Origin of the sequence: Pseudoalteromonas sp. L23 (assembly GCF_021728455.1) — a bacterium.
Taxonomy (GTDB): domain Bacteria; phylum Pseudomonadota; class Gammaproteobacteria; order Enterobacterales; family Alteromonadaceae; genus Pseudoalteromonas.
Genome location: NZ_JAKKCW010000001.1, coordinates 578,019 through 597,024 on the forward strand (window position 1 = coordinate 578,019; position 19,006 = coordinate 597,024).

13 protein-coding genes are annotated in these 19,006 nt (G+C 44.5%); 4 read left to right on the plus strand and 9 right to left on the minus strand.

The window, feature by feature from the left end:
* Nucleotides 1–45: 45 nt before the first annotated feature.
* Nucleotides 46–2,136, plus strand: a complete 2,091-nt coding sequence (locus L3V43_RS02665; RefSeq protein ID WP_237115779.1) for a hypothetical protein — start codon at nucleotides 46–48, stop codon at nucleotides 2,134–2,136.
* 70 nt (nucleotides 2,137–2,206) lie between these two features.
* On the plus strand, nucleotides 2,207–7,705 hold the full coding sequence (locus tag L3V43_RS02670; RefSeq protein WP_237115778.1) for a DNA repair ATPase: 5,499 nt from the start codon (nucleotides 2,207–2,209) through the stop codon (nucleotides 7,703–7,705).
* 92 nt (nucleotides 7,706–7,797) lie between these two features.
* Here L3V43_RS02670 and L3V43_RS02675 read toward each other — a convergent pair whose 3' ends face one another.
* The 6 genes from L3V43_RS02675 to L3V43_RS02700 all read right to left on the minus strand — a co-directional run bounded on the left by L3V43_RS02675 (nucleotide 7,798) and on the right by L3V43_RS02700 (nucleotide 14,197).
* Entirely contained in the window at nucleotides 7,798–8,712 is a 915-nt protein-coding gene (locus tag L3V43_RS02675) for a Dyp-type peroxidase (RefSeq protein ID WP_235366526.1), read from the minus strand.
* Between the two features lie 30 nt (nucleotides 8,713–8,742).
* On the minus strand, nucleotides 8,743–9,774 hold the full coding sequence (locus L3V43_RS02680) for an ABC transporter ATP-binding protein (protein ID WP_211858395.1): 1,032 nt from the start codon (nucleotides 9,772–9,774) through the stop codon (nucleotides 8,743–8,745).
* Nucleotides 9,774–11,405 (minus strand): iron ABC transporter permease, encoded by a 1,632-nt coding sequence (locus tag L3V43_RS02685; protein WP_174169830.1) that lies wholly within the window; start codon nucleotides 11,403–11,405, stop codon nucleotides 9,774–9,776. The genes L3V43_RS02680 and L3V43_RS02685 overlap by 1 nt, the downstream gene beginning before the upstream one ends.
* Nucleotides 11,405–12,358: a Fe(3+) ABC transporter substrate-binding protein gene (locus L3V43_RS02690; RefSeq protein WP_223193682.1), complete on the minus strand. Its 954-nt coding sequence runs from the start codon at nucleotides 12,356–12,358 to the stop codon at nucleotides 11,405–11,407. The genes L3V43_RS02685 and L3V43_RS02690 overlap by 1 nt, the downstream gene beginning before the upstream one ends.
* A 912-nt stretch (nucleotides 12,359–13,270) precedes the next feature.
* Nucleotides 13,271–13,477 (minus strand): hypothetical protein, encoded by a 207-nt coding sequence (locus L3V43_RS02695; protein ID WP_235366525.1) that lies wholly within the window; start codon nucleotides 13,475–13,477, stop codon nucleotides 13,271–13,273.
* Nucleotides 13,478–13,531: 54 nt separating this feature from the next.
* Nucleotides 13,532–14,197 carry a DTW domain-containing protein gene (locus L3V43_RS02700; RefSeq protein WP_102057387.1) on the minus strand — a complete coding sequence of 222 codons (666 nt, stop codon included), beginning with the start codon at nucleotides 14,195–14,197 and terminating at the stop codon, nucleotides 13,532–13,534.
* A 137-nt stretch (nucleotides 14,198–14,334) separates the two neighbouring features.
* Between L3V43_RS02700 and L3V43_RS02705 the strand changes: the two genes are divergently transcribed.
* The gene (locus L3V43_RS02705; protein ID WP_237115777.1) at nucleotides 14,335–14,877 is read left to right on the plus strand and encodes a GNAT family N-acetyltransferase; all 543 of its coding nucleotides are present in this window, start codon (nucleotides 14,335–14,337) and stop codon (nucleotides 14,875–14,877) included.
* A 51-nt stretch (nucleotides 14,878–14,928) separates the two neighbouring features.
* Here L3V43_RS02705 and L3V43_RS02710 read toward each other — a convergent pair whose 3' ends face one another.
* From L3V43_RS02710 to zntR, 3 genes are all read right to left on the minus strand, one after another.
* Nucleotides 14,929–16,023: a 1-acyl-sn-glycerol-3-phosphate acyltransferase gene (locus L3V43_RS02710; RefSeq protein WP_039493796.1), complete on the minus strand. Its 1,095-nt coding sequence runs from the start codon at nucleotides 16,021–16,023 to the stop codon at nucleotides 14,929–14,931.
* Between the two features lie 167 nt (nucleotides 16,024–16,190).
* Entirely contained in the window at nucleotides 16,191–17,465 is a 1,275-nt protein-coding gene (locus L3V43_RS02715; RefSeq protein ID WP_237115776.1) for an SO_0444 family Cu/Zn efflux transporter, read from the minus strand.
* A complete protein-coding gene (gene zntR / locus L3V43_RS02720; protein WP_010606066.1) occupies nucleotides 17,458–17,865 on the minus strand; it encodes a Zn(2+)-responsive transcriptional regulator in 408 nt (135 codons plus the stop codon). The genes L3V43_RS02715 and zntR overlap by 8 nt, the downstream gene beginning before the upstream one ends.
* A 91-nt stretch (nucleotides 17,866–17,956) precedes the next feature.
* Between zntR and L3V43_RS02725 the strand changes: the two genes are divergently transcribed.
* Nucleotides 17,957–18,904: a D-2-hydroxyacid dehydrogenase gene (locus tag L3V43_RS02725; RefSeq protein ID WP_237115775.1), complete on the plus strand. Its 948-nt coding sequence runs from the start codon at nucleotides 17,957–17,959 to the stop codon at nucleotides 18,902–18,904.
* The last annotated feature ends 102 nt before the right edge of the window (nucleotides 18,905–19,006 follow it).

The following is a 19,006-nucleotide window of genomic DNA, read 5'->3' on the forward strand; positions in this document are numbered from 1 at the left end:
CAGCTAATACCAACTCAAACAACATAGCGCAACGCAGGAAAAAACATGGAATTTCTAAACAACCTCGGACCAGTGCTCACAATCGTGGGTATATCCATCGTCATTATTTTTGCCATTCTACTTCTGATTGGAAAGTTCTACCGCAAGGTTGAACAAGGTCAGGCACTGATCATCAACAAGATGAAAAACGAACCTGATGTTACGACAACGGGCGGCATCGTACTACCTGTGATCCATAAAATGGAAGTCATGGATATTTCAACTAATCGCATGGTATTAGAGCGTCGTGAAAACAGCGGCCTGATCTGTAAAGATAATATCCGTGCTGACATCGCCATTACTTTTTACATTCGCGTAAACGAAAACAAAGAAGATATCCTACGTGTTGCGAAACAAGTTGGCTGTGCCCGCGCATCTGCACCAGAAACCTTACAAGCATTATTTGAGGCAAAATTCTCCGAAGCCTTGAAAACCGTTGGTAAGCGCATGAATTTTGAGGAGCTATTTACACATCGTAATGAGTTCCGAGATTCTATTAAAGAAGTGATTGGACAAGATTTATCTGGCTATACGTTAGAGGATGTGGCGATTGATTATCTTGAACAAACCTCTATCGAAAAGTTAGATCCAAATAACATTCTTGACGCTGAAGGTATTCGCCGTATTACCGAAAAAACCTCGCGCCAAAACGTGGAAACTAACCAACTTAAATGCGATGAAAAAGCGCAAATCGACAACCAAAACCAAGCAGCCTTTGAAAAAGCCGCAGAAGTCGAGCGTCAACGAGAAGATGCAAGCGCGAGACAGCGCCGTGAAATCGAATCAGTGCGCGCTCGTGAAGCCGCTGAAGCTGAACGTGTTAAGCATGAAGAGCGCTTAAAAGCCGAAGAAGCACGCCTCAAAGCAGACGAAGCAATTGCAATTGCAGAACACAACAAACAACGCGAAATCGATGTTGCAGAGCAAAATCGCCTTCGCTTACTCGGCATAGAAGAAGAAAAAGTCACGCGTTCTCGCCAAATTGAAATTATCGAACGCGAACGCGAAACCGAAATTTTACGTATCCAAAAAGCCAAAGCACTGGAAGTCGAGCAAAAAGAAATCGCCGATGTTCAGCGTGAACGGGTTGCCGTAGAGAAAACCGTTGCCGAGGAACAAGAGCGCATCAAAGACGTGCAATGTATTGCTGAAGCCGAGCGTGAGAAGCAAGCGAAAATTATTCTTGCTCAAGCTGAGGCCGAAGAAGCGTTGGTTAAAGATATTGAAGCGGCTAAAGCTAAAGAGCAAGCTGCCGAATTTAAAGCCCGTGAAATGGAAAAAATGGCCGCAGCAGAACTACGTATTGCGAACCAAACCGCAGAGTCGAAGAAGATTCTTGCCGAAGCAGCCCAAGTTGAAGCGGCTGCGCCTGGTCTTGCAGAAGCAGATATCATCAAGGCAAAAGCAACTGCTAGTGCGATACAAGGCGAAACAGACGCTAAAGTGCTACAGCAAAAACTAGAAGCCGAAGCACAAGGCAAACGTGAAATTGGTTTAGCAGAAGCTGAGGTTCAATCAGCAATGGCTGAAGCAATTGAAAAACAAGGTGAAGCAGAAGCTATCAACCTTGAGCGTAAGATGTCAGCAGAAGCCAAAGGTCTTACAGAGAAGCTGGAAGCACTTAATAAGATGGATAAAGACGCCCGTGAATACGAAGGCTTTACACTACAGCTAAATCAACAGAAAGAGCTGACGCTTGCGAGTATCGAGGCAAACAAACAAGTTTCTGCAAGTCAGGCTGAAGTATTAGGTAAAGCACTAAGCGGTGCTGATATCAACTTTATGGGTGGCGACGGCCAGTTCTTTAACCAGTTTATGAATGCCATCACAGTGGGCAAGTCAATTGACGGCTTAGTCGGCGAAAGTAAGACGGTACAAACCGTATTTAAAGATCACCTAAACGGTGAGCGTAATTTGATGGACGACCTAAAAGGGGTGTTGGCTGGTGCTAATACGTCGTCGGAAACGCTAAAAAACATCAACATGAGTAAGTTCTTCCAACAACTAAGCAATAGCTCAGATGCGGACAAACAGCAGCTACTCAAGTTACTTGGCGGCTCGTTAAATGGCAGTAAACAAAGCGAACCACTAGAGTAATTAACCCTGAGGAGTCAATCTGCTTGGCTCCTCTCCCCCATTTGCGACAGCGCACATAGGAAAGCAAAGAATGACGGAAGCAACGCAAAAAGCGCCAGAGCGAACGCTCGAACAAGACTCTTATCAACTGATTAAACGCCGACTTAGTAACTTTGGCAGCGAACTGAAAAGTCAAATAGATAAACTCAACCAACAGCGTGTTGATACTTTTGGCAGCACCGAGCTTAAAGTGAAAGGTCGAGCAAGAGTTCGTACTGAGCATAACTGCGTACCGCGCGACATCGTACTGATCGGCGACAAGCTTATCTTTGCTTATAATGTCTTTATGGGGCTTAAACAAAATACCCAAGTCAGCGATGTATTCACCGTACAAAAGCTACACTTGCAAGAAGATCATTACGAAATAGAACCTTACCCGCAAGAAACCAAATTCCTCACTGATCAACGTTTCTTACGGGACTTCGACGAACTATACACGTATTACAAAGACACCCGTCTACAGCACCTATTTGTTAAATCAAACAAGCTTTTTGCACTATTTCAGATTGGCGAAAAGCTCTCTGATGTCCGCGTGTTTCGCTGGCAAATCGCCAAAGACGAAACCTTAGATTACATTGATAACCGAGGAGAGCGTGACCTAGGCGAAGTGGAAAACTTTGACTTTGAATGGCAAAAAACCGATCGCGCCGATCACGTCGAAGGCCGTCACCCACATATTAATGTAAACGACAAAGTATTTATTGAAGTATCGAGTGGCAAACTCACCGTAAAAATAGAAAACAATACCCAAAGCGGTGAAGGTATTTATCAAGAAGCCGTTGATGACGCCAGTCAATCACTCGCAGATTGCGATTTACGTTTTGCCGAAGTTGGCGAAATGGTGTTGTTAAAGTTACTTCCCTACCGAGAAAAACAGTGGCGTTATTTTATTTATAATTGCCGCACCCAGCAGGTATTGCGCCAAGATGCGCTGGGTGGTGCCTGTGTTCAATTACCTGAGAACCAAGGAATTATTTTTCCTGGTGGCTATTATTTACAATCGGGGCAAACACGCTATTTTGACGACCAACTGGACGATTTAGTTTTCCATCGCCAGATCAAATCACCCAATGGTGAAGATGTACTGTATATCTTCTACGAACCAAACGAGGGTCGTTACGCACTTTTCTCTTACAATATTATTGAGAAAAACCTGCAAAATCCTATCTATTGTCATGGCTATGGAATTTATGACGATGGCTTAGCGCTAACCTTTAAAGCAGAGCCTGAGCCTGAGCGCGTGCACCCTATTCAAATCTGGCAAAGCCCATTTTGTGGCAGCGAGTTTGCCGCACAAGCCCCTCGAGCAACCGGCTTATTTGGCCGGATAGGCAACCCGGATTTAGTACGCGCAATCTCTGATTTATACAGTGTGTTCAAGGCCATTAATGAACAAAGCCCCACAGTCTTTCATTATGAAGATTTAATTGCTCTCACCCGCAGTATTTTAGACCGCTATCATTGGCTTGCTGAAGCGGACTTTGCAGATGTCACAGCAAAACTACATGAAATTTTTGAAACCTCGGAGCAGGTACTAGACGAATTTGAAAAGGTAAGCCAAATTGAGGCCGACGCTCGGCGCGCAGAAACCGAAATAGAGCAAGCCATGCAAGATGTGCTTCGCGAGGTGAGACCAGATAGCTTTAAAACAGCAGAGCAATTCGTTCAGAGCTTAGAATCTCTCAAACGCTTAAAAGGCAAAGTGATAAGCCTTGAAGAAGTGAAGTATATCAATCTTGACGCGCTATCTGCCATGCAGCAGCAGGTTGATGAGCAAACCTTAAGCTTAAGCCATAAAACCGCGGAGTTTTTGCAGCAAGATAGTGCTTTGGCGCCCTACTACGAGCAGCTAGACTCCTTAGAGCAAGCCAGAGCGCAAACAGAGAGTGTCACCGAGCTTAACGGCTTTTTGGCGACCTTGGAAACCTTAAGCGCTGAACTTGATTTGCTCAACCATACCATGCTGGATCTCGACATTGACGATAGCCGCATTCGCACTAAAATTTTGGAAGATGTCAGCGCCATTTATGGTCAAGTAAACCGCGCCAAAGCAGCGTTAGAAATCCAGAAAAAGAGCGTGGGCAGTGTTGAAGCAAAAGCCGAATTTGCGGCTCGTTTTAAGCTTTTCAGCCAAAGTATTACCAGCGGTCTAAGCGCTGCCAAAACCCCAGAGCAATGTGACGACCAACTATCTCGCTTACTCATTCAATTAGAAGAGCTCGAGTCTCAATTTAGTCAGTATGATGAATTTTTAACGGAGATCTTGGCTAAACGTGATGACGTTTATGAAAGCTTTGAGGCGCACAAACAGCAGCTCATTGACGAAAGACAGCGCCGCGCGCTGAGCCTAGCAAACGCAGCAGAGCGGATTTTACAGGGGGTGACGCGACGCTCGCAAAGTTTTAAAACCTTAGATGACATCAATAGCTATTTTGCCTCCGATCCTATGATTGGCAAGCTTCGCGATTTAACGCAAGAGCTAAAAAGCCTAAGCGATGAAGTGAAGGCGGATGATATTCAAGCCAAACTCAAGGCCTGCAAAGATCAAGCGATCCGCGCTTTGCGAGACAAGCAAGATATTTATATTGATGGTGGCAATACCGTTAAAGTCGGCAAACATGCGTTTAGTTTCAATAAACAAATCCTTGATTTGACTTTGCTGCCTCGTGGTGAACAGCTGATGTTACACCTCACTGGCACTGAGTATTTTGATACCATTCCTGACGCCAAGGTCAATCAACAACTCAATGACGCAAGCACATACTGGCAGCAAAACCTGATCTCAGAAAATCGTCACTTATATCGAGGCGAGTACCTTGCAGCTCAAGTATTAGCGGCTGCAGAGCAAGATGGCAACGACTTTAGTCTAGCGGATTTAGAACTTGCCGTTGATGAGGGAAGTTTACTGTCTATCGTACAAAAATTTGCAGAACCTCGATATCAAGAAGGCTATGAAAAAGGCATTCATGATCAAGATGCCAGCCTGATCTTAGCAAATTTACTAAAACAAAAACGACAGCTTGAGTTACTCGTCTACCCTGCCAGCTGTCGAATTGCGGCACAGCTATTTTATACTCAACAAAGCAAGGCTGAGCTAGCTGAATTGGCGTTTCAGGCCACACAAGCAGAGCTGATGGCAACGAAGTTAGATGACCATAGTTTTAGCCAACAGCTAAGCAAAGAATTGAGTGAAAAGATCACCGCATTTTGCCAACAAAATTTATCGAGCTATTTAACCGAGCTACACCGCTTTTCAGGCGAGTTAAGCGCAACTTACTTAATTAAAGCCCTTGCCAAGCAAGTCAAGCCGAGACAATTTGATTTGGCTTCACCTGCAAAACACACCAGCGAGCAGTTTATCTCGATGGCAAAGGCCAAAGGCGTTTGGCAACAGCTTGAAGACTCATTAACGCATTTGACTAAACTTGCGGACAAATGCCGCCTGTTAAGCAGCTGGCTGCGCGCCTATGGCAGTAAGCAAAATGAAAGTACTGAGACCTTGCTTGAGGCCGCTAACTGCATTTTGCTTTCCACCCAGTTAGATATCACATACCAAGTCAAAGAAGCCGAAATAAAAACCGAAATTTCAGGTTTGATGGGCCAACACCCACGTATCGAGAACCAAGTGCTACACCTAGATTATGCAGACTTTTTTGCCCGTAGTAACGAGTATCTCACGGTTCATGTTCCGGCCTACAAACAGTACCAACAGTTAAAAGCACAAGTGCTTGAGGCACAAAAGCAGCGCTTGCAATTGGATGAGTTTAAACCCAGACCACTAAGCTCATTTGTACGTAACCAGCTGATTGACAAAGTCTACTTCCCTATTATTGGCGATAACTTAGCAAAACAAATAGGGGCTGCAGGAAACAATAAACGCACCGACTTAATGGGCATGTTGCTGCTTATCTCCCCTCCGGGCTATGGTAAAACCACGCTAATAGAGTATGTAGCCAACCGCTTAGGACTCACCTTTGTTAAGGTCAACTGTCCATCCATTGGTCACGACCAAGTCTCTTTAGATCCAGCTCAAGCCATCAACGCGACTGCCGCAAAAGAAATTGAGAAGATCAACCAAAGCTTTGAGATGGGCAATAATGTGATGCTGTACCTTGACGATATTCAGCACACCAACCCCGAGTTTTTACAAAAGTTCATCTCTTTATGTGACGGTTCAAGACGCATAGACGGGGTGTGGAATGGCCGCAGTAAAACCTATGATCTGAGAGGCAAAAAGTTTGCCGTTGTGATGGCAGGAAACCCCTACACCGAATCCGGTGAATCCTTTAAGATCCCAGATATGCTTGCCAACCGTGCGGATATTTACAACCTCGGTGACACTCTCAGTGGCTGCGAACAAGAATTTGCCATGAGCTTTATTGAAAATACGCTTACTTCCAATGCGGTGCTCGCACCACTTGCCAATCGTGGTATGGAAGACTTGTACAAACTAGTACGCATTGCCGACGGAGAAGACATCTCCATCAATGAATTGGAATTTAATTACTCTCAAGCGCAAGTGAATGAAATTGTCAGCGTACTGAAAAAGCTGCTCACCATTCGCAACACCGTGCTCAAAGTAAATGCCCAATATATAGCCTCAGCAGCGCAAGATGATAACTATCGAACCGAGCCGCCGTTTAAGCTACAAGGCAGTTACCGTAACATGAATAAGATGGCTGAAAAGGTGGTTGCTGCCATGAATGACAGTGAACTTGAAAATCTAATTCAAGATCACTATCGCGGTGAAGCACAAACACTTAGCAAAGGCAGCGAAGAAAACTTACTGAAACTGGCTGAATTACGCGGTACCTTAACGGCTGAAGAAGCTACGCGCTGGCATGAAATCAAGGCCGAATATGCCCGCCTGCACCGCAATAGCGACGAAGGAAGCCCTGCGCAATTGGCAGTTGAACAACTAAGCTTTGTCAATAAATCCCTTTCGCAAATCGCCGCTAAACTCGATAAAGAGCAGCTTAGCTTTGATTACAGTGCGCTGTTGCAACAATTGGCTCAAGTGCTTAACGAGCAAGAGTTTGCCACGCAGTTAACTGAGCTACGTGAGGCCTTAACGCAGCAACCTTACGCTACACCGCTAAAGCAATTGATAGCTTCACAGCAACAAGTCGCAGAAGAAATTGCGGGGCTGCAAAACGCTATCAAACGCACTGCGAACAACGAGCAGCTACTCGCTAACCTTGGCAAACTCAATGACTTGCTCAGCACCCAAGCGCAGATACAACAAGCGTTGGGTCAACAAGGTCAGCAGCAAAATACGCTATTTGAAAACCTGTCTGAGCGCTTAGAAGCGGTGGCACAACCGCATATTCAAGTCGACAATCACGTTGATGATAGCAGTGCAAAAGCGCTTGAAGCCGTCACCACTTTGCTGACAAATACCTTAGCAAACTCAAGCGCTGAACAAGTCCAGCAGCAACAGCTAAAAGACATTTTACAAAAGCTGGAGGATATTCAATCAAGACCTGTTGTTAGTAACGGATCACCTGCGAAAAACCCGTATATGTTGTAACGGCGGAAAAACGCTTGCGAAACAAGTCAAAGCCCATGGATGGGCTTTGGAGATGTAAAGCTAAAAAACCTGAACTCGGGTTAAAAAGTAACTTACTCCGGCATTTTTGCCATCACCGCCAAAAACTCTAGTGAGGGTGCAAAAAACGCAGAACCCATATCGGCACTGGAATAATCCAATATGGGATCGTATTCATCCCCTTCACCCAATCGACTTCTTAACACCTGCTCAAAAGCATCACCCTTGGCGCTGCAACTTAGCGACAAGCTTCCTTGTTCAAATACATCACCAAATGGCATGCTTTGGTTAAGCAGTAGCGCATTACCATTTACGTCTTTCAATTCGGTTAATGCCGCATGATTACAGGGTTCGCAATCTTCAATTAGGTCATTGTCTAGACGTGTACGCCCCATTAATTGCTCTTGCTCAGCGAGCGGCAACGCCTGCCAGCGCAGTAAATCAAACTTCACCCGCTGTACGTGAATATAACTACCAAGATGGTCGGCTGCATTCGGGTTGTGCACAAGTGCAACTTCCCGTTTATTGCGCCCTCTAGGTGTGTCTGCACCATAAATAAAGCCATTAAAATCACGACCGTCTAAGAAACGAAAGGCGCGCACATGTGCCACCATTTCAACTAGGCCGTTTAGCATATGCAGCACACTTTGAGCAAAGATATGATTAACATCTTCTCGATCGGAGCGGATCACATAAAGCAAGTCAAAAGGCTGAGTATGCACGGTGTGCTCAGCCTCAACAATATGTGGAAAGCTTTTCAGCTCTTTAGGAATAAACTCAGGATAAATGTGCGGCCAGTATTGCGCACCTACCGCGACAAAGCTCGACAGCATAGACTCAGAGAATCTGTCTTCTAACTCCTCTTGCAAGCGTCCACAATTGGCGAGCGCCGCTCTTAGCGCCTCGTCTTGCCCTTCAAGCACATTGAAGAACAAGTGTAAGCCGTGCAAATTGGCTTCAGCACACACACCTGATTGGGCAAGCGCCATGCTCTACTCCCTGCGTTTATTCATTTGCTATTAAGAAAAGAAATTTACAGCATGTGCCTTAATTTTTAAAGAGATTGGTTGATTTAAGTCGAGCGGTTCATGCGCTGGATGCGGGACTTCGAGCTCTTGTCCCTCTAATGCAACACGGTAAATATACTCTGTTCCCATAAAGCGCTGATTGAGTATTTTAACGCTGCCAAGCTCGGCGTTTTCTAACGTAATGTGCTGTGGCCTCACATACATTTCACCCTTCGCGTCGATATTACCGAGCTCAACGAGTGATTTTACGGCACCAAATTGGGTTTCTACCGAAGCGCCATTCACTCGCTGTGCAGGAATATAAATTCCCTGACCCAAAAACTCGGCAACCATTTTGCTCTTTGGTCGTTGGAATAACGTTCTCGGCTCGCCCACTTGTGCGATCTTCCCTTTATCCATAATTGCCAACCGATCGGCAAAAGCAAAAGCTTCTTCTTTCGAGTGACTAACAAAAATCGCGGAAACTTGCTGATCTTTGATTATACGGCGAATATCGTTAATTAACTGAAACCGCACTTGAGCATCTATATTTGAAAACGGCTCATCAAGCAGCAACAGATTTGGCTTGTACGCCAGTGCTCGCGCAATTGCCACACGTTGTTGCTGGCCACCTGAAAGCTCGTGTGGAAAGCGGTCGCTATAGTCTTGCAGCTGCACCAAATGGAGCATTTCAGCTACTCGGTCTTGACGTTCACGCTTGCTTTTTGAGGTTAAACCAAACGCCACATTTTGCGCCACAGTGAGGTGTGGGAACAGCGCATAGTCTTGAAACATCATGCCAATATTGCGTTTTTGTGGAGGTACAAAAGTGCCATGACCATTCATGGCTTTGCCTAAAATACTCACCGAGCCTTGAAATGGTTCAATCAAGCCCGCTATCGCCTTCAGCGTGGTCGTTTTACCGCAGCCACTGGCACCAAGCAAACAAACAATCTCGTTTTGTTCTACGGTCAGATTTAGGCTATCCACAACGGCTTCACCGTCATAGCGATAAGAGAGATTTTCAAGCACTAAACTATGCATTAACTTCGCTGCTCCATAGAACGGTTTACAACATAAAGCGGAATTAAACCAACCAACACAATAAATAACGCAGAGACAGAAGCCAACTCCAGCTGCTCATCACTCACATATTGGAAAACATGTGTTGCTAGTGTTTCATAATTAAAGGGTCGTAATAACAATGCCGCTGGAAGTTCTTTCATACACTCAATAAAAACCAGCAGTGCTGCGGTTAAAATACCGCGACGCAGCAATGGCAAATGTATTGATAACATGGTTTTGAAACGATTGCGACCCAACGAAAAACTTGCCATATCTAGACTTGGGCTGATCCGCTGATAACTCGATTCGACCGCGCCTTGTGCAATCGCATAAAATCGTACAACGTAAGCGAAAACCAGCGCAAAAATCGTCCCGCTGAACAGCAAGCCAGGCTCAAATGAAGTACCTTCAAGCCAAGCATTTAGCTTGTCGTCTAATAAAGTGAGTGGAATAAGTACCGCAATTGCCAGCACCGTGCCCGGTAGCGCATATCCGGTACTTGCAAGCTTGCCCGGTAGCGTGACCCGTTTACCACTACTAACTCGCTGGTTAAACACCACCAGCATGCTCATGATAATTAATACCACACTCACCCAAAACGCTATTTTTAAACTTTGCCACGCATACAAGAAAAAATCGTCATTCCAAGCTTGTTCAAAATAGTCGACGGCGTAATCTGCAAGCACCCATGTAGGCACGATAAAAGCCGCAATAAGAATAAGCCAACAAAAAGCGCTAGCGAGCCAAGCCTGCGCGCCTTTAAGATGATAAAGCGTGGTACTGTTAACACTCGATTGGCGCTCATGCACTACCTGAGTTGGGCGACTCACTCGCTCCAGTGTTAGGGCTAAAAATAAAAATAGTAGCATAATGCCTGAAATTTTAGCCGCTGCGGTAAGTGAATAATAGCCCAACCAAGTATCGTAAACGGCGGTGGTTAGTGTGCTCACAGCAAAGTAATGTACGGTTGCAAAATCTGCCATGCTTTCCATGGCGATCAGTGCCAGCCCCGCCACAATCGCCCCTCGCGACAAAGGTAAACTTACTTTAAAGAAGCTCTGTGAAGGCGACTTGCCCATCAATTGGCTGGCTTGCACCAGCTTAAACGACTGCTCTCTTAGCGCCGTTCTAAAAATCAAAAACAAATAAGGATAAAGCACCAGTGCAATCATCACGATAGCACCTGACAAAGTGCGAATATCAAAAAACCAATAATCGTCTGGAGATTGCCAACCAAACCACTCTCGCAGCGCGATTTGTACAGGCCCTGCATAATCTAGCAAATCGGTATACACGTAAGCAATCAAATAGGTTGGCATCGCAAGGGGTAGCATCAAAGACCATTCGAAAAAGCGCCGTCCAGGAAATTCACAATATGCAGTTAGCCAGCCAAGTGGTAGCGCGATTAAAGCGCAAAGGATGCATACACCCACAATCAGCAAAATCGTATTGCGGACATAATCCCACAGAACGGTATCCCAAAGGTGAGCAAAGACTTCGGAGTCAGGTTGTAGCGACTCAAAGATTAAAAACATCAGCGGGACTGATAGGCTAAGCCCTATCAGCCACGCAAAACTCTGCCATTTAGACAGTGAAAATGATAATTGCATTAAAGGTCAAATTTTACCTCATCGATTAGCTTAAGCGCTAACGGACGGTATTTACTGATCTCTGACAATGGTAGGCTGTCTTCCTTAAACTCACCCCAAGATGCCACAAGTTTCGATAACTCGACGCCAGGTTTAACCGGGTATTCCATATTCATCGACGCATACATATTTTGCGCCTTATTGTCGGTCATAAACTCAATGAGTTTCAAGGCATTTTCTGTATTTTTAGCGTGCTTGGTCAAGACAACACCAGAAACGTTGATATGTGAACCACGATCTTGTTGATTTGGGAAGTTGATATATACCGCTTCGGCCCAGGCTTTTTGTTTCTCATCTTCCATCATCTTACCGAAGTAATAGCTGTTTCCGATGGCCAAATCACACAGTCCTTCTTTTACTGCTTTGACTTGTGCACGGTCGTTACCTTGAGGCTTACGAGCTAAATTTTTCTTCACGCCTTCAAGCCATTCTTTGGTTTTTGCTTCGCCATGATGGGCAATCATAGACGCCACTAAACCAAGGTTATAGGGGTGTTTACCTGAGCGCGTACATATTTTACCGCGGTATTGTTCATCCGCTAGCGCTTCATAAGTAAGCGCATCTAACTTGCCTACACGGTCTTTTGCAGAATATACATTGCGCACACGCTTAGTAAGCGCAACCCACTGACCTTCAGGATCTCTGAAGTTCGCTGGGATATTCTTAGTGACGGTTTCGCTGTTAATTGCTTGTGTTAGGTTTTCGTCTTCAAGTTGAATTAGCGCACTGAAGTTTGAAGTGAGTACAAGATCGGCACGGCTATGCTTGCCTTCACGCTTAACACGCTCGATTAAGCCTTTTTTTGCAAAAACCACATTGGTCTTGATACCGGTTTGCTTGGTGAAGTCATCCAAAATAGGTTGGATCAGAAAAGGTTGTCTAAACGAGTAGATATTAACTTCCTCTGCAGCCATTGCTGGTAGGCAAGTAAGCGTTGCCAGTATAGTAACAAGTGCTTTTTTCATAAAGACTCCATTAGGTAAACAATAATTATTATCAACTAATTCTACCTGTAATTGTGCCGTTTTACACCCTGAATATTTGAAACTACGCTCAAGATAAAATTAGCGTTGTAGAAAACGGGAGAATCACCTGTGAGATATATCTCACTTAGCTACCAGAAATTGAGTAAAGACGTGTTGAAATAACACTCAGAATTAAGGTAACTAATTAAAAAATAAAAAGTTATTTATTATTACCAGAAAAAGACGCAAAAAAGATTGAATTTCACTGCTCCCGATTTTTTTTAGTCTGCTTATACTTAAAAACATCTCAGGAAGAGAGATAAAGGATACACAGGATACGCTCAGGGCAGGATTTGCTAATGGATAAGCACCCACTTAAAGGAATATAGGGAAAAGCGAGCGAGATTGTATGTCACATGGTGTGATTACATTAAAGGACAGGGATTAAAGGTTCATGATGAACCTAAGGATTGCTTCAGGGGAGAGGCTAAACGTTGAGGGATAACGTTACTGCATTGGATATGCAGGTGGTTAAGGATGAGGAAGGAAGGTACATTGGATGTACTGGTAAAATGTGGCTTAGGAGATGCCAATTGTTGCAATTAACAGCGCAACACCTAGCTTGAAGCAACACGTTCAGGCTACCAAGTGCCAAGGTAAAACAAGGTGATGATTGGCACTGCTATTTTGGAAAGTAGCAAACAAGGACAATTAGAACAAGGGCTTGTTCTTAGCAAGTGGATGGCAATGGATAAGACAGCGGACGTGTAAAAGGAAGATGGACACAGGGCAAGATGCCTTTATTCGCAAAACGAGAACACCAAGCGATGCCATGGAAGAGGAAAGATTCAGGACGTTGAACTACTCAACTTTGCAGGATGCATTTAGAAGATTCCGTAAGCGCGACTCAGCAATGAGTCGCGCGCTTCTTGTTTTATTTTTATTCCTATCTGTCGCGTGATATTGCGCTTGTGTTGTCGAAATAAATCTCGACCTACCATCATCTTGCTCGCCGTACTGCGTAAACAATTCAGCTTTTTGTCGAGATAAATCTCGACCGACCGTCATCTTGCTCGCCGTACTGCGTAAACAATTCAGCTTTTTGTCGAAATAAATTTCGACCTACAGTTTGCTGCGCTTACCTTTTAAGTAGGCATCTCTAAAATCGATAAAATGCGCGGTTAATTTATCTGCCGCATCCTGCTCGCCGCATTCGGCAAACAATACACACGCAACTTCCGCCGTACCAAGCTGATGTTCATGCGGCGCGACTCGAAGCTTGTAATCCGAGAGCTTTTCAGGGGCGATGGATAACACGGGTAAATTATCGAGGTAAGGGCTCTTTCTGAACATTTTCTTAGCTTCACGCCATGTGCCATCCAAAAAGATGAATAGTGGTGTTTTACTTTCAGTGCGAGTCACCTTAGTAATTACTCGTTCAGGCTCCACGCCCTGCTCTGGGAAAACGACTATTGGTGCATATTGCTCGTCCGAAAGAAGCGCTAAAAACGCAGCGTCAGGCTCAGTTCTGTCCCAACGAAAGGCATGATTATCAGGGATCACATCGGCAATTAAGCGTCCAGTGTTAGAGGGCTTAAAGCTTTCATTATGATACATAAGCAAACACACTGCACAGTCAGCTTTGGCCATTTCGACTTTGTCGCAAATACATAGAGTCGTGGCTAATAAGCAGCATTCACAACGCGCAAGCTTTGATCCCCTTGCCTTATATTCCCGTTGAGCCGCAGCAATTTGACGCTGTCTAAGCGCTAGTACTGAATTATTCACTCTGTTCCCCATCTAAAAATGCCGACGTATTTTAGTAAAGCGCTCGGCTGGCGTCTACGCAAACTTATGCAACATCTTTACTCATGACGTAAGCTTTTGTACTCTAAAGTTTTATTGGGTTTCATTAGGAGTAAAAAATGCAAGTAAAGGACTCTGCAAGACTGAGTTACCGTCTACTCACCCCACAAGATGCACAGCTGCTCGCCGATCTTGATAGCGACCCTGAAGTAATGAAATACATCACAGGCGGTCAGACTAACTCACTTGAAGAAGTAAAAGCCGTATATATTCCACGTTTAACCGAGTATACGGACGAGATCAAAGGTTGGGGGCTTTGGGGCTGTTTCGAGCTGCCAAACAAGGCATTTATCGGTTGGATTTTGGTTCGCCCTGCTAACTTCTTTTCAGAACAAAGAAACGATCAGGATTTAGAACTCGGTTGGCGTTTTAAACAAGCTTCTTGGGGCAAAGGGTTTGCAACAGAGGCCGCACAACATATTCTTCCAGACCTAATAGCAGCAAATCCTACTTTGACGCACTTGAGTGCTATCGCTGAAGAAGAGAACCTTGGCTCCATCAATATTATGAAAAAACTTGGGATGAGTTATGTGAAAAAAGGGCTTCACAAAGATATTTTAGGAGATATGGAAGTCGTTTATTATCATAAAGTTCTTAATTAACCGAACAAAAGCGCAACCACTTAACACCACGGTTGCGCATGCTCACTACTATTAAATGCCTTTGCGACGCAGTGGTTCGGCATACATGCTCAACACCAATTGCTTCAGCTCTTCCGGTACAGACTCTAGTTTAGAGATAAAGTCCTCTTTATCTTCTGGACTAACTTGCGCATCATCGCCTGCTGCTAGGTGATTGGTTGAATGCAGATAGTATAAATCTAAAATCTGTTTATCAATGACATTCGCCAGCTCATCTGGGTTTTCAACATCCGCAGTGATAGGGTCGCCAAATGCGATATGCACATGGCCTTTATCTGAACTAAAGCCCTCGACAATGCTGGCAATGTCTTCGCCTTGCGCTTTCACATATTGGCCAAACTGCTTTTTATGGTATAGCTCTTTAGCCTTAGCAACCGCACATGGCTCATATTGATAGGAGATAGCAACGGGCACAATTCTGAGCTGCTTTACATAATCTGAAAAATCTAGCTTCTGTTTGCGACCATTGAGCTGTAGCATTTTTAACAGTGCCGGATCGGTTTGATCCACCCCATCCTTTGCACGCCCCTCTTTTTGCGCAATCCAAATGGAGTTACCTTCACTTAATGAGTCAGAAATATAGGCTGAAAGCTGGGTTAATGCTTTTAGCATTTCTTTCGGCGCCTTTGCCGAACGCTTTACAATAAAACTCTTATTAAGGCGCATAAGTTCAGTGATATAAGGTACTTGCAGTAAGTTATCACCAATAGCGATACGCACCGTGCGCATATCTTGCTGATGCAAGCCCCAGTTAACAAGTGCAGGGTCTAATACGATGTCACGGTGATTTGAAATAAATAAATACGAGGTATTCGAGTCTAATGTTTCAAGGCCAGAATAAGTCACTTTAGACGTCGTTTTATTGATTAAAATTTGCAGATAGTACGCCACTTCATCTTGTACTTGTTCAATCGTACAAAAATCTCCCCACTTCTTTTTTAGTTTCATTCTTACGAGTGGGCGTGCAATAGCAGGCCAAGCATTTAACCAAGCTGGCAGGTTATATTTGGCGATCACATCAATGAATTGATCATCACCTAGTAGACGTGCCAGTGCTGGCACTACTTCATCATCATTATACGGTCTAATGTCAGCGTATTTATCCACTCTACTTCTCAAATTGTCGGATTAACGAATACTGGAACGCATTCTATCGTGTCAAATAAACAGACGCTAAGCATTTCATGTCTGACCACCAAGGCGATATATCAAGTTGGAACATTAAATGCTTAAGCGTCATGCAATTGTAATACGGTAAAAAGTACCACAATAGTTTATCTTCTAACAACTTTACCTAATTTGAGTATAGCTAATCTTAGTAAGAGTGCTGCTAATAATGCGCCCATCGATACTGTTAACCAATGTGGTAGCACTTCGTGTTCTTCACCTATCATCGGCGTTACCACAAAACTGTAAGTATTGACCAAGTAATCAGTTAAATAGCCAAAGATAAGCGCAACCCCGATAACACCGCCCAAGTAGGCAAACACGGCACGACGCCCTAATTCTTTACCAACCACCCCAATTGTGGCGATGTTAGTTGCAGGGCCTGCGAGCATAAATACCAATACAGCACCGGGTGAAACACCAGCCATTAATAAACCCGCAGCGATTGGAGTTGAAGCGGTGGCACAAATATACATTGGGATACTGATAAGGATAACCACTAGCATGGCGATAATACCGTCGCCCCACTGCGATAAGAAAGACTCAGGCACAAAGGTTTGCACTAGCGCTGCAAAGAATAAACCGATAAGTAGCCAAACTGCGGTGTCGGACAGTAATTGATTACAGCTGAACTTAACAGCTTCTACAATTTTACCAAAAACCCCTTGGTTTTCAGGTACAGGGGCAGGCTCACAACAACTTGTCGTGGCTGATGCAGAATCGCAACAACTGGTTACGGTAGGCTCCGTAGTATCACAACAAGACATATTCGCCCCTGCCATTGCTAATTGCGGGCCTGCAGGCTCACAGCAGCTTGAGCTTACTTTTACGGTTTCCACTTTAGTACTGGCGCAACAGCTATCATGGCTGTGATGTTTTTCAGCAGGCTTTGACTCTGAGTGATGATTAGCGTCACAACAACCGCGAATCGCGCTTGCTTCCTCTGAGGTATTAAGGTGCTTTAGCGCCACAGGCTTATCATCTTTCTCACTGCCAACGAGCAACCCTGCCGCAATTGCGCTAACCACAGCTGCAATTGGCCTAATTACCGCCATAAAAGGACCAAGTAGCACATAAGAAACCGAGATAGAATCCACTCCAGTTTCAGGCGTTGAGACTAAAAATGCGGTTGTCGCACTTTTTGAACCCCCAGCCCTTCTCAGTCCCACCGCAGCAGGAATAACGCCGCAAGAGCAAAGCGGCATAGGCGCCCCAATCAGTGCTGCCTTTATCGTCGTCCAAAACCCTTCTTTCCCTAAATGCTTTTGCAACAAATCTTTTGGAATAAATACATTAAGTAACCCGGCCAATATTAGGCCAAGCAGTAACCACGGGGCAGATACTAAAAATAGCTGCCAAAAATTTACTATCAGTTCATTCATCGATAGCCTCCAAGGCCGTTAAAATCGAGCAGCTCACTGCCGCTTCCTTACCGCCGCAGCACTGCTCTGCTAGCGTGGATAACGATTGTTCAAATTTTTGTAACTCAGCGATCCGCGCTCTCACTAAATCCCGTTTAGTGATAGTCAGTGTTTTCACTTCTTCACAACTGTGCTGATGTTTTTCAAACTTTATCTTCAGCAAGTCTTGCACTTCTTTGAGGCTGAAACCCACTTCCTTCGCGCGAAGAATAAATCGCATTTGCTTTTCACTTTGCTCATCAAACAACCGATACCCGCCCTCGCTCCTTGTGCAAGGGTGTAGGAGATCGTTTGCTTCATAATACCTTAACGTGTCAGTTGATACGTTAAGCCGCTTTGCCAGCTCACCAATCTTTACCACTTTACACTCCCAAGTCCTGAAGATTATCCTAGTCGACATCACAAGTATAAACCTTAGAGTTAACTCCAAAGTCAAGAAAAGGATAAAAATAATGCAAATCGTGGTATTAGACGCTAAAACCCTTGCAGGAACTGATCTTTCCCCCATTGCCAAACTAGGCACATTAACGTCTTACGACACCACATCCAGTGAGGACATCATCACACGCTGTAAAGATGCAGCAGTCATCATCACCAATAAAGTACAGTTAACTGAACAAACAATCGCGGCGTTACCACAATTACAATTGATTTGTGTTGCAGCCACAGGCGTCAACAACATCGACTTAACAGCCGCAAAAGCTCATCAAATTGCGGTAGCCAATGTGGCTGGTTATTCGACCCCTTCTGTCGTGCAGCACACCTTTACTATGCTTGGTAACTTAATGACAAATATTCATCGTTACCAGCAAGACTGCCATGCAGGGCTTTGGCAGCAAAGTGACATGTTTTGTCGTTTGGATTACAGTATCAACGAAATTGCAGGCAAAAACTTTGTGATCGTAGGCCATGGAACGTTAGGAGAAGCCGTTGCAAAAGTCGCGCAAGCATTTGGAGCTCAGGTAATTGTTGCCGAACGTAGAGACGTAACTGAGGTTAGAGCAGGACGAATGGCTTTTGAAGAAGCCCTGCGAATTGCAGATATTGTATCAATTCACTGCCCGCTTACCGCTGAAACAGAAAACCTGATTTCGAGAGCTGAATTCACTCTACTTCCAAATCATGCTTATCTTATCAACACAGCAAGAGGCGGAATAGTCAATGAGCAAGCGCTGGTGGATGCGCTAACTAACAAGCAAATAGCTGGTGCTGCTGTGGATGTCCTCACACAAGAGCCGGCACAAGCAAGCAACCCACTCGTTCAATACCAAGGGGAAAACTTGCTTTTAACACCGCATACGGCATGGGCAAGTAAAGAAGCCATCGAACGTTTAGTCGGCGAAATTGCCATTAATATTGAAAGTTTTGTGGCAGGCACAACGAGAAACCGAGTGGTCTAGATTATTGTTTTAGTGAGTGATATCGCTAAAAGTTAGTGAAAACCATCAACCACAAACTGATTAAAAAATAACAACAAACTGATATTTATAAACTTTATTAGT

What these genes read in the sequence shown, in the direction of transcription:
- L3V43_RS02665 (WP_237115779.1), top strand. Translation starts at nt 46, where the DNA reads ATGGAATTTCTAAACAACCTCGGACCAGTGCTCACAATCGTGGGTATA.
- L3V43_RS02670 (WP_237115778.1), top strand. Translation starts at nt 2,207, where the DNA reads ATGACGGAAGCAACGCAAAAAGCGCCAGAGCGAACGCTCGAACAAGAC.
- L3V43_RS02675 (WP_235366526.1), bottom strand. Translation starts at nt 8,712, where the DNA reads ATGGCGCTTGCCCAATCAGGTGTGTGTGCTGAAGCCAATTTGCACGGC.
- L3V43_RS02680 (WP_211858395.1), bottom strand. Translation starts at nt 9,774, where the DNA reads ATGCATAGTTTAGTGCTTGAAAATCTCTCTTATCGCTATGACGGTGAA.
- L3V43_RS02685 (WP_174169830.1), bottom strand. Translation starts at nt 11,405, where the DNA reads ATGCAATTATCATTTTCACTGTCTAAATGGCAGAGTTTTGCGTGGCTG.
- L3V43_RS02690 (WP_223193682.1), bottom strand. Translation starts at nt 12,358, where the DNA reads ATGGCTGCAGAGGAAGTTAATATCTACTCGTTTAGACAACCTTTTCTG.
- L3V43_RS02695 (WP_235366525.1), bottom strand. Translation starts at nt 13,477, where the DNA reads ATGACGGTCGGTCGAGATTTATCTCGACAAAAAGCTGAATTGTTTACG.
- L3V43_RS02705 (WP_237115777.1), top strand. Translation starts at nt 14,335, where the DNA reads ATGCAAGTAAAGGACTCTGCAAGACTGAGTTACCGTCTACTCACCCCA.
- L3V43_RS02715 (WP_237115776.1), bottom strand. Translation starts at nt 17,465, where the DNA reads ATGAATGAACTGATAGTAAATTTTTGGCAGCTATTTTTAGTATCTGCC.
- L3V43_RS02725 (WP_237115775.1), top strand. Translation starts at nt 17,957, where the DNA reads ATGCAAATCGTGGTATTAGACGCTAAAACCCTTGCAGGAACTGATCTT.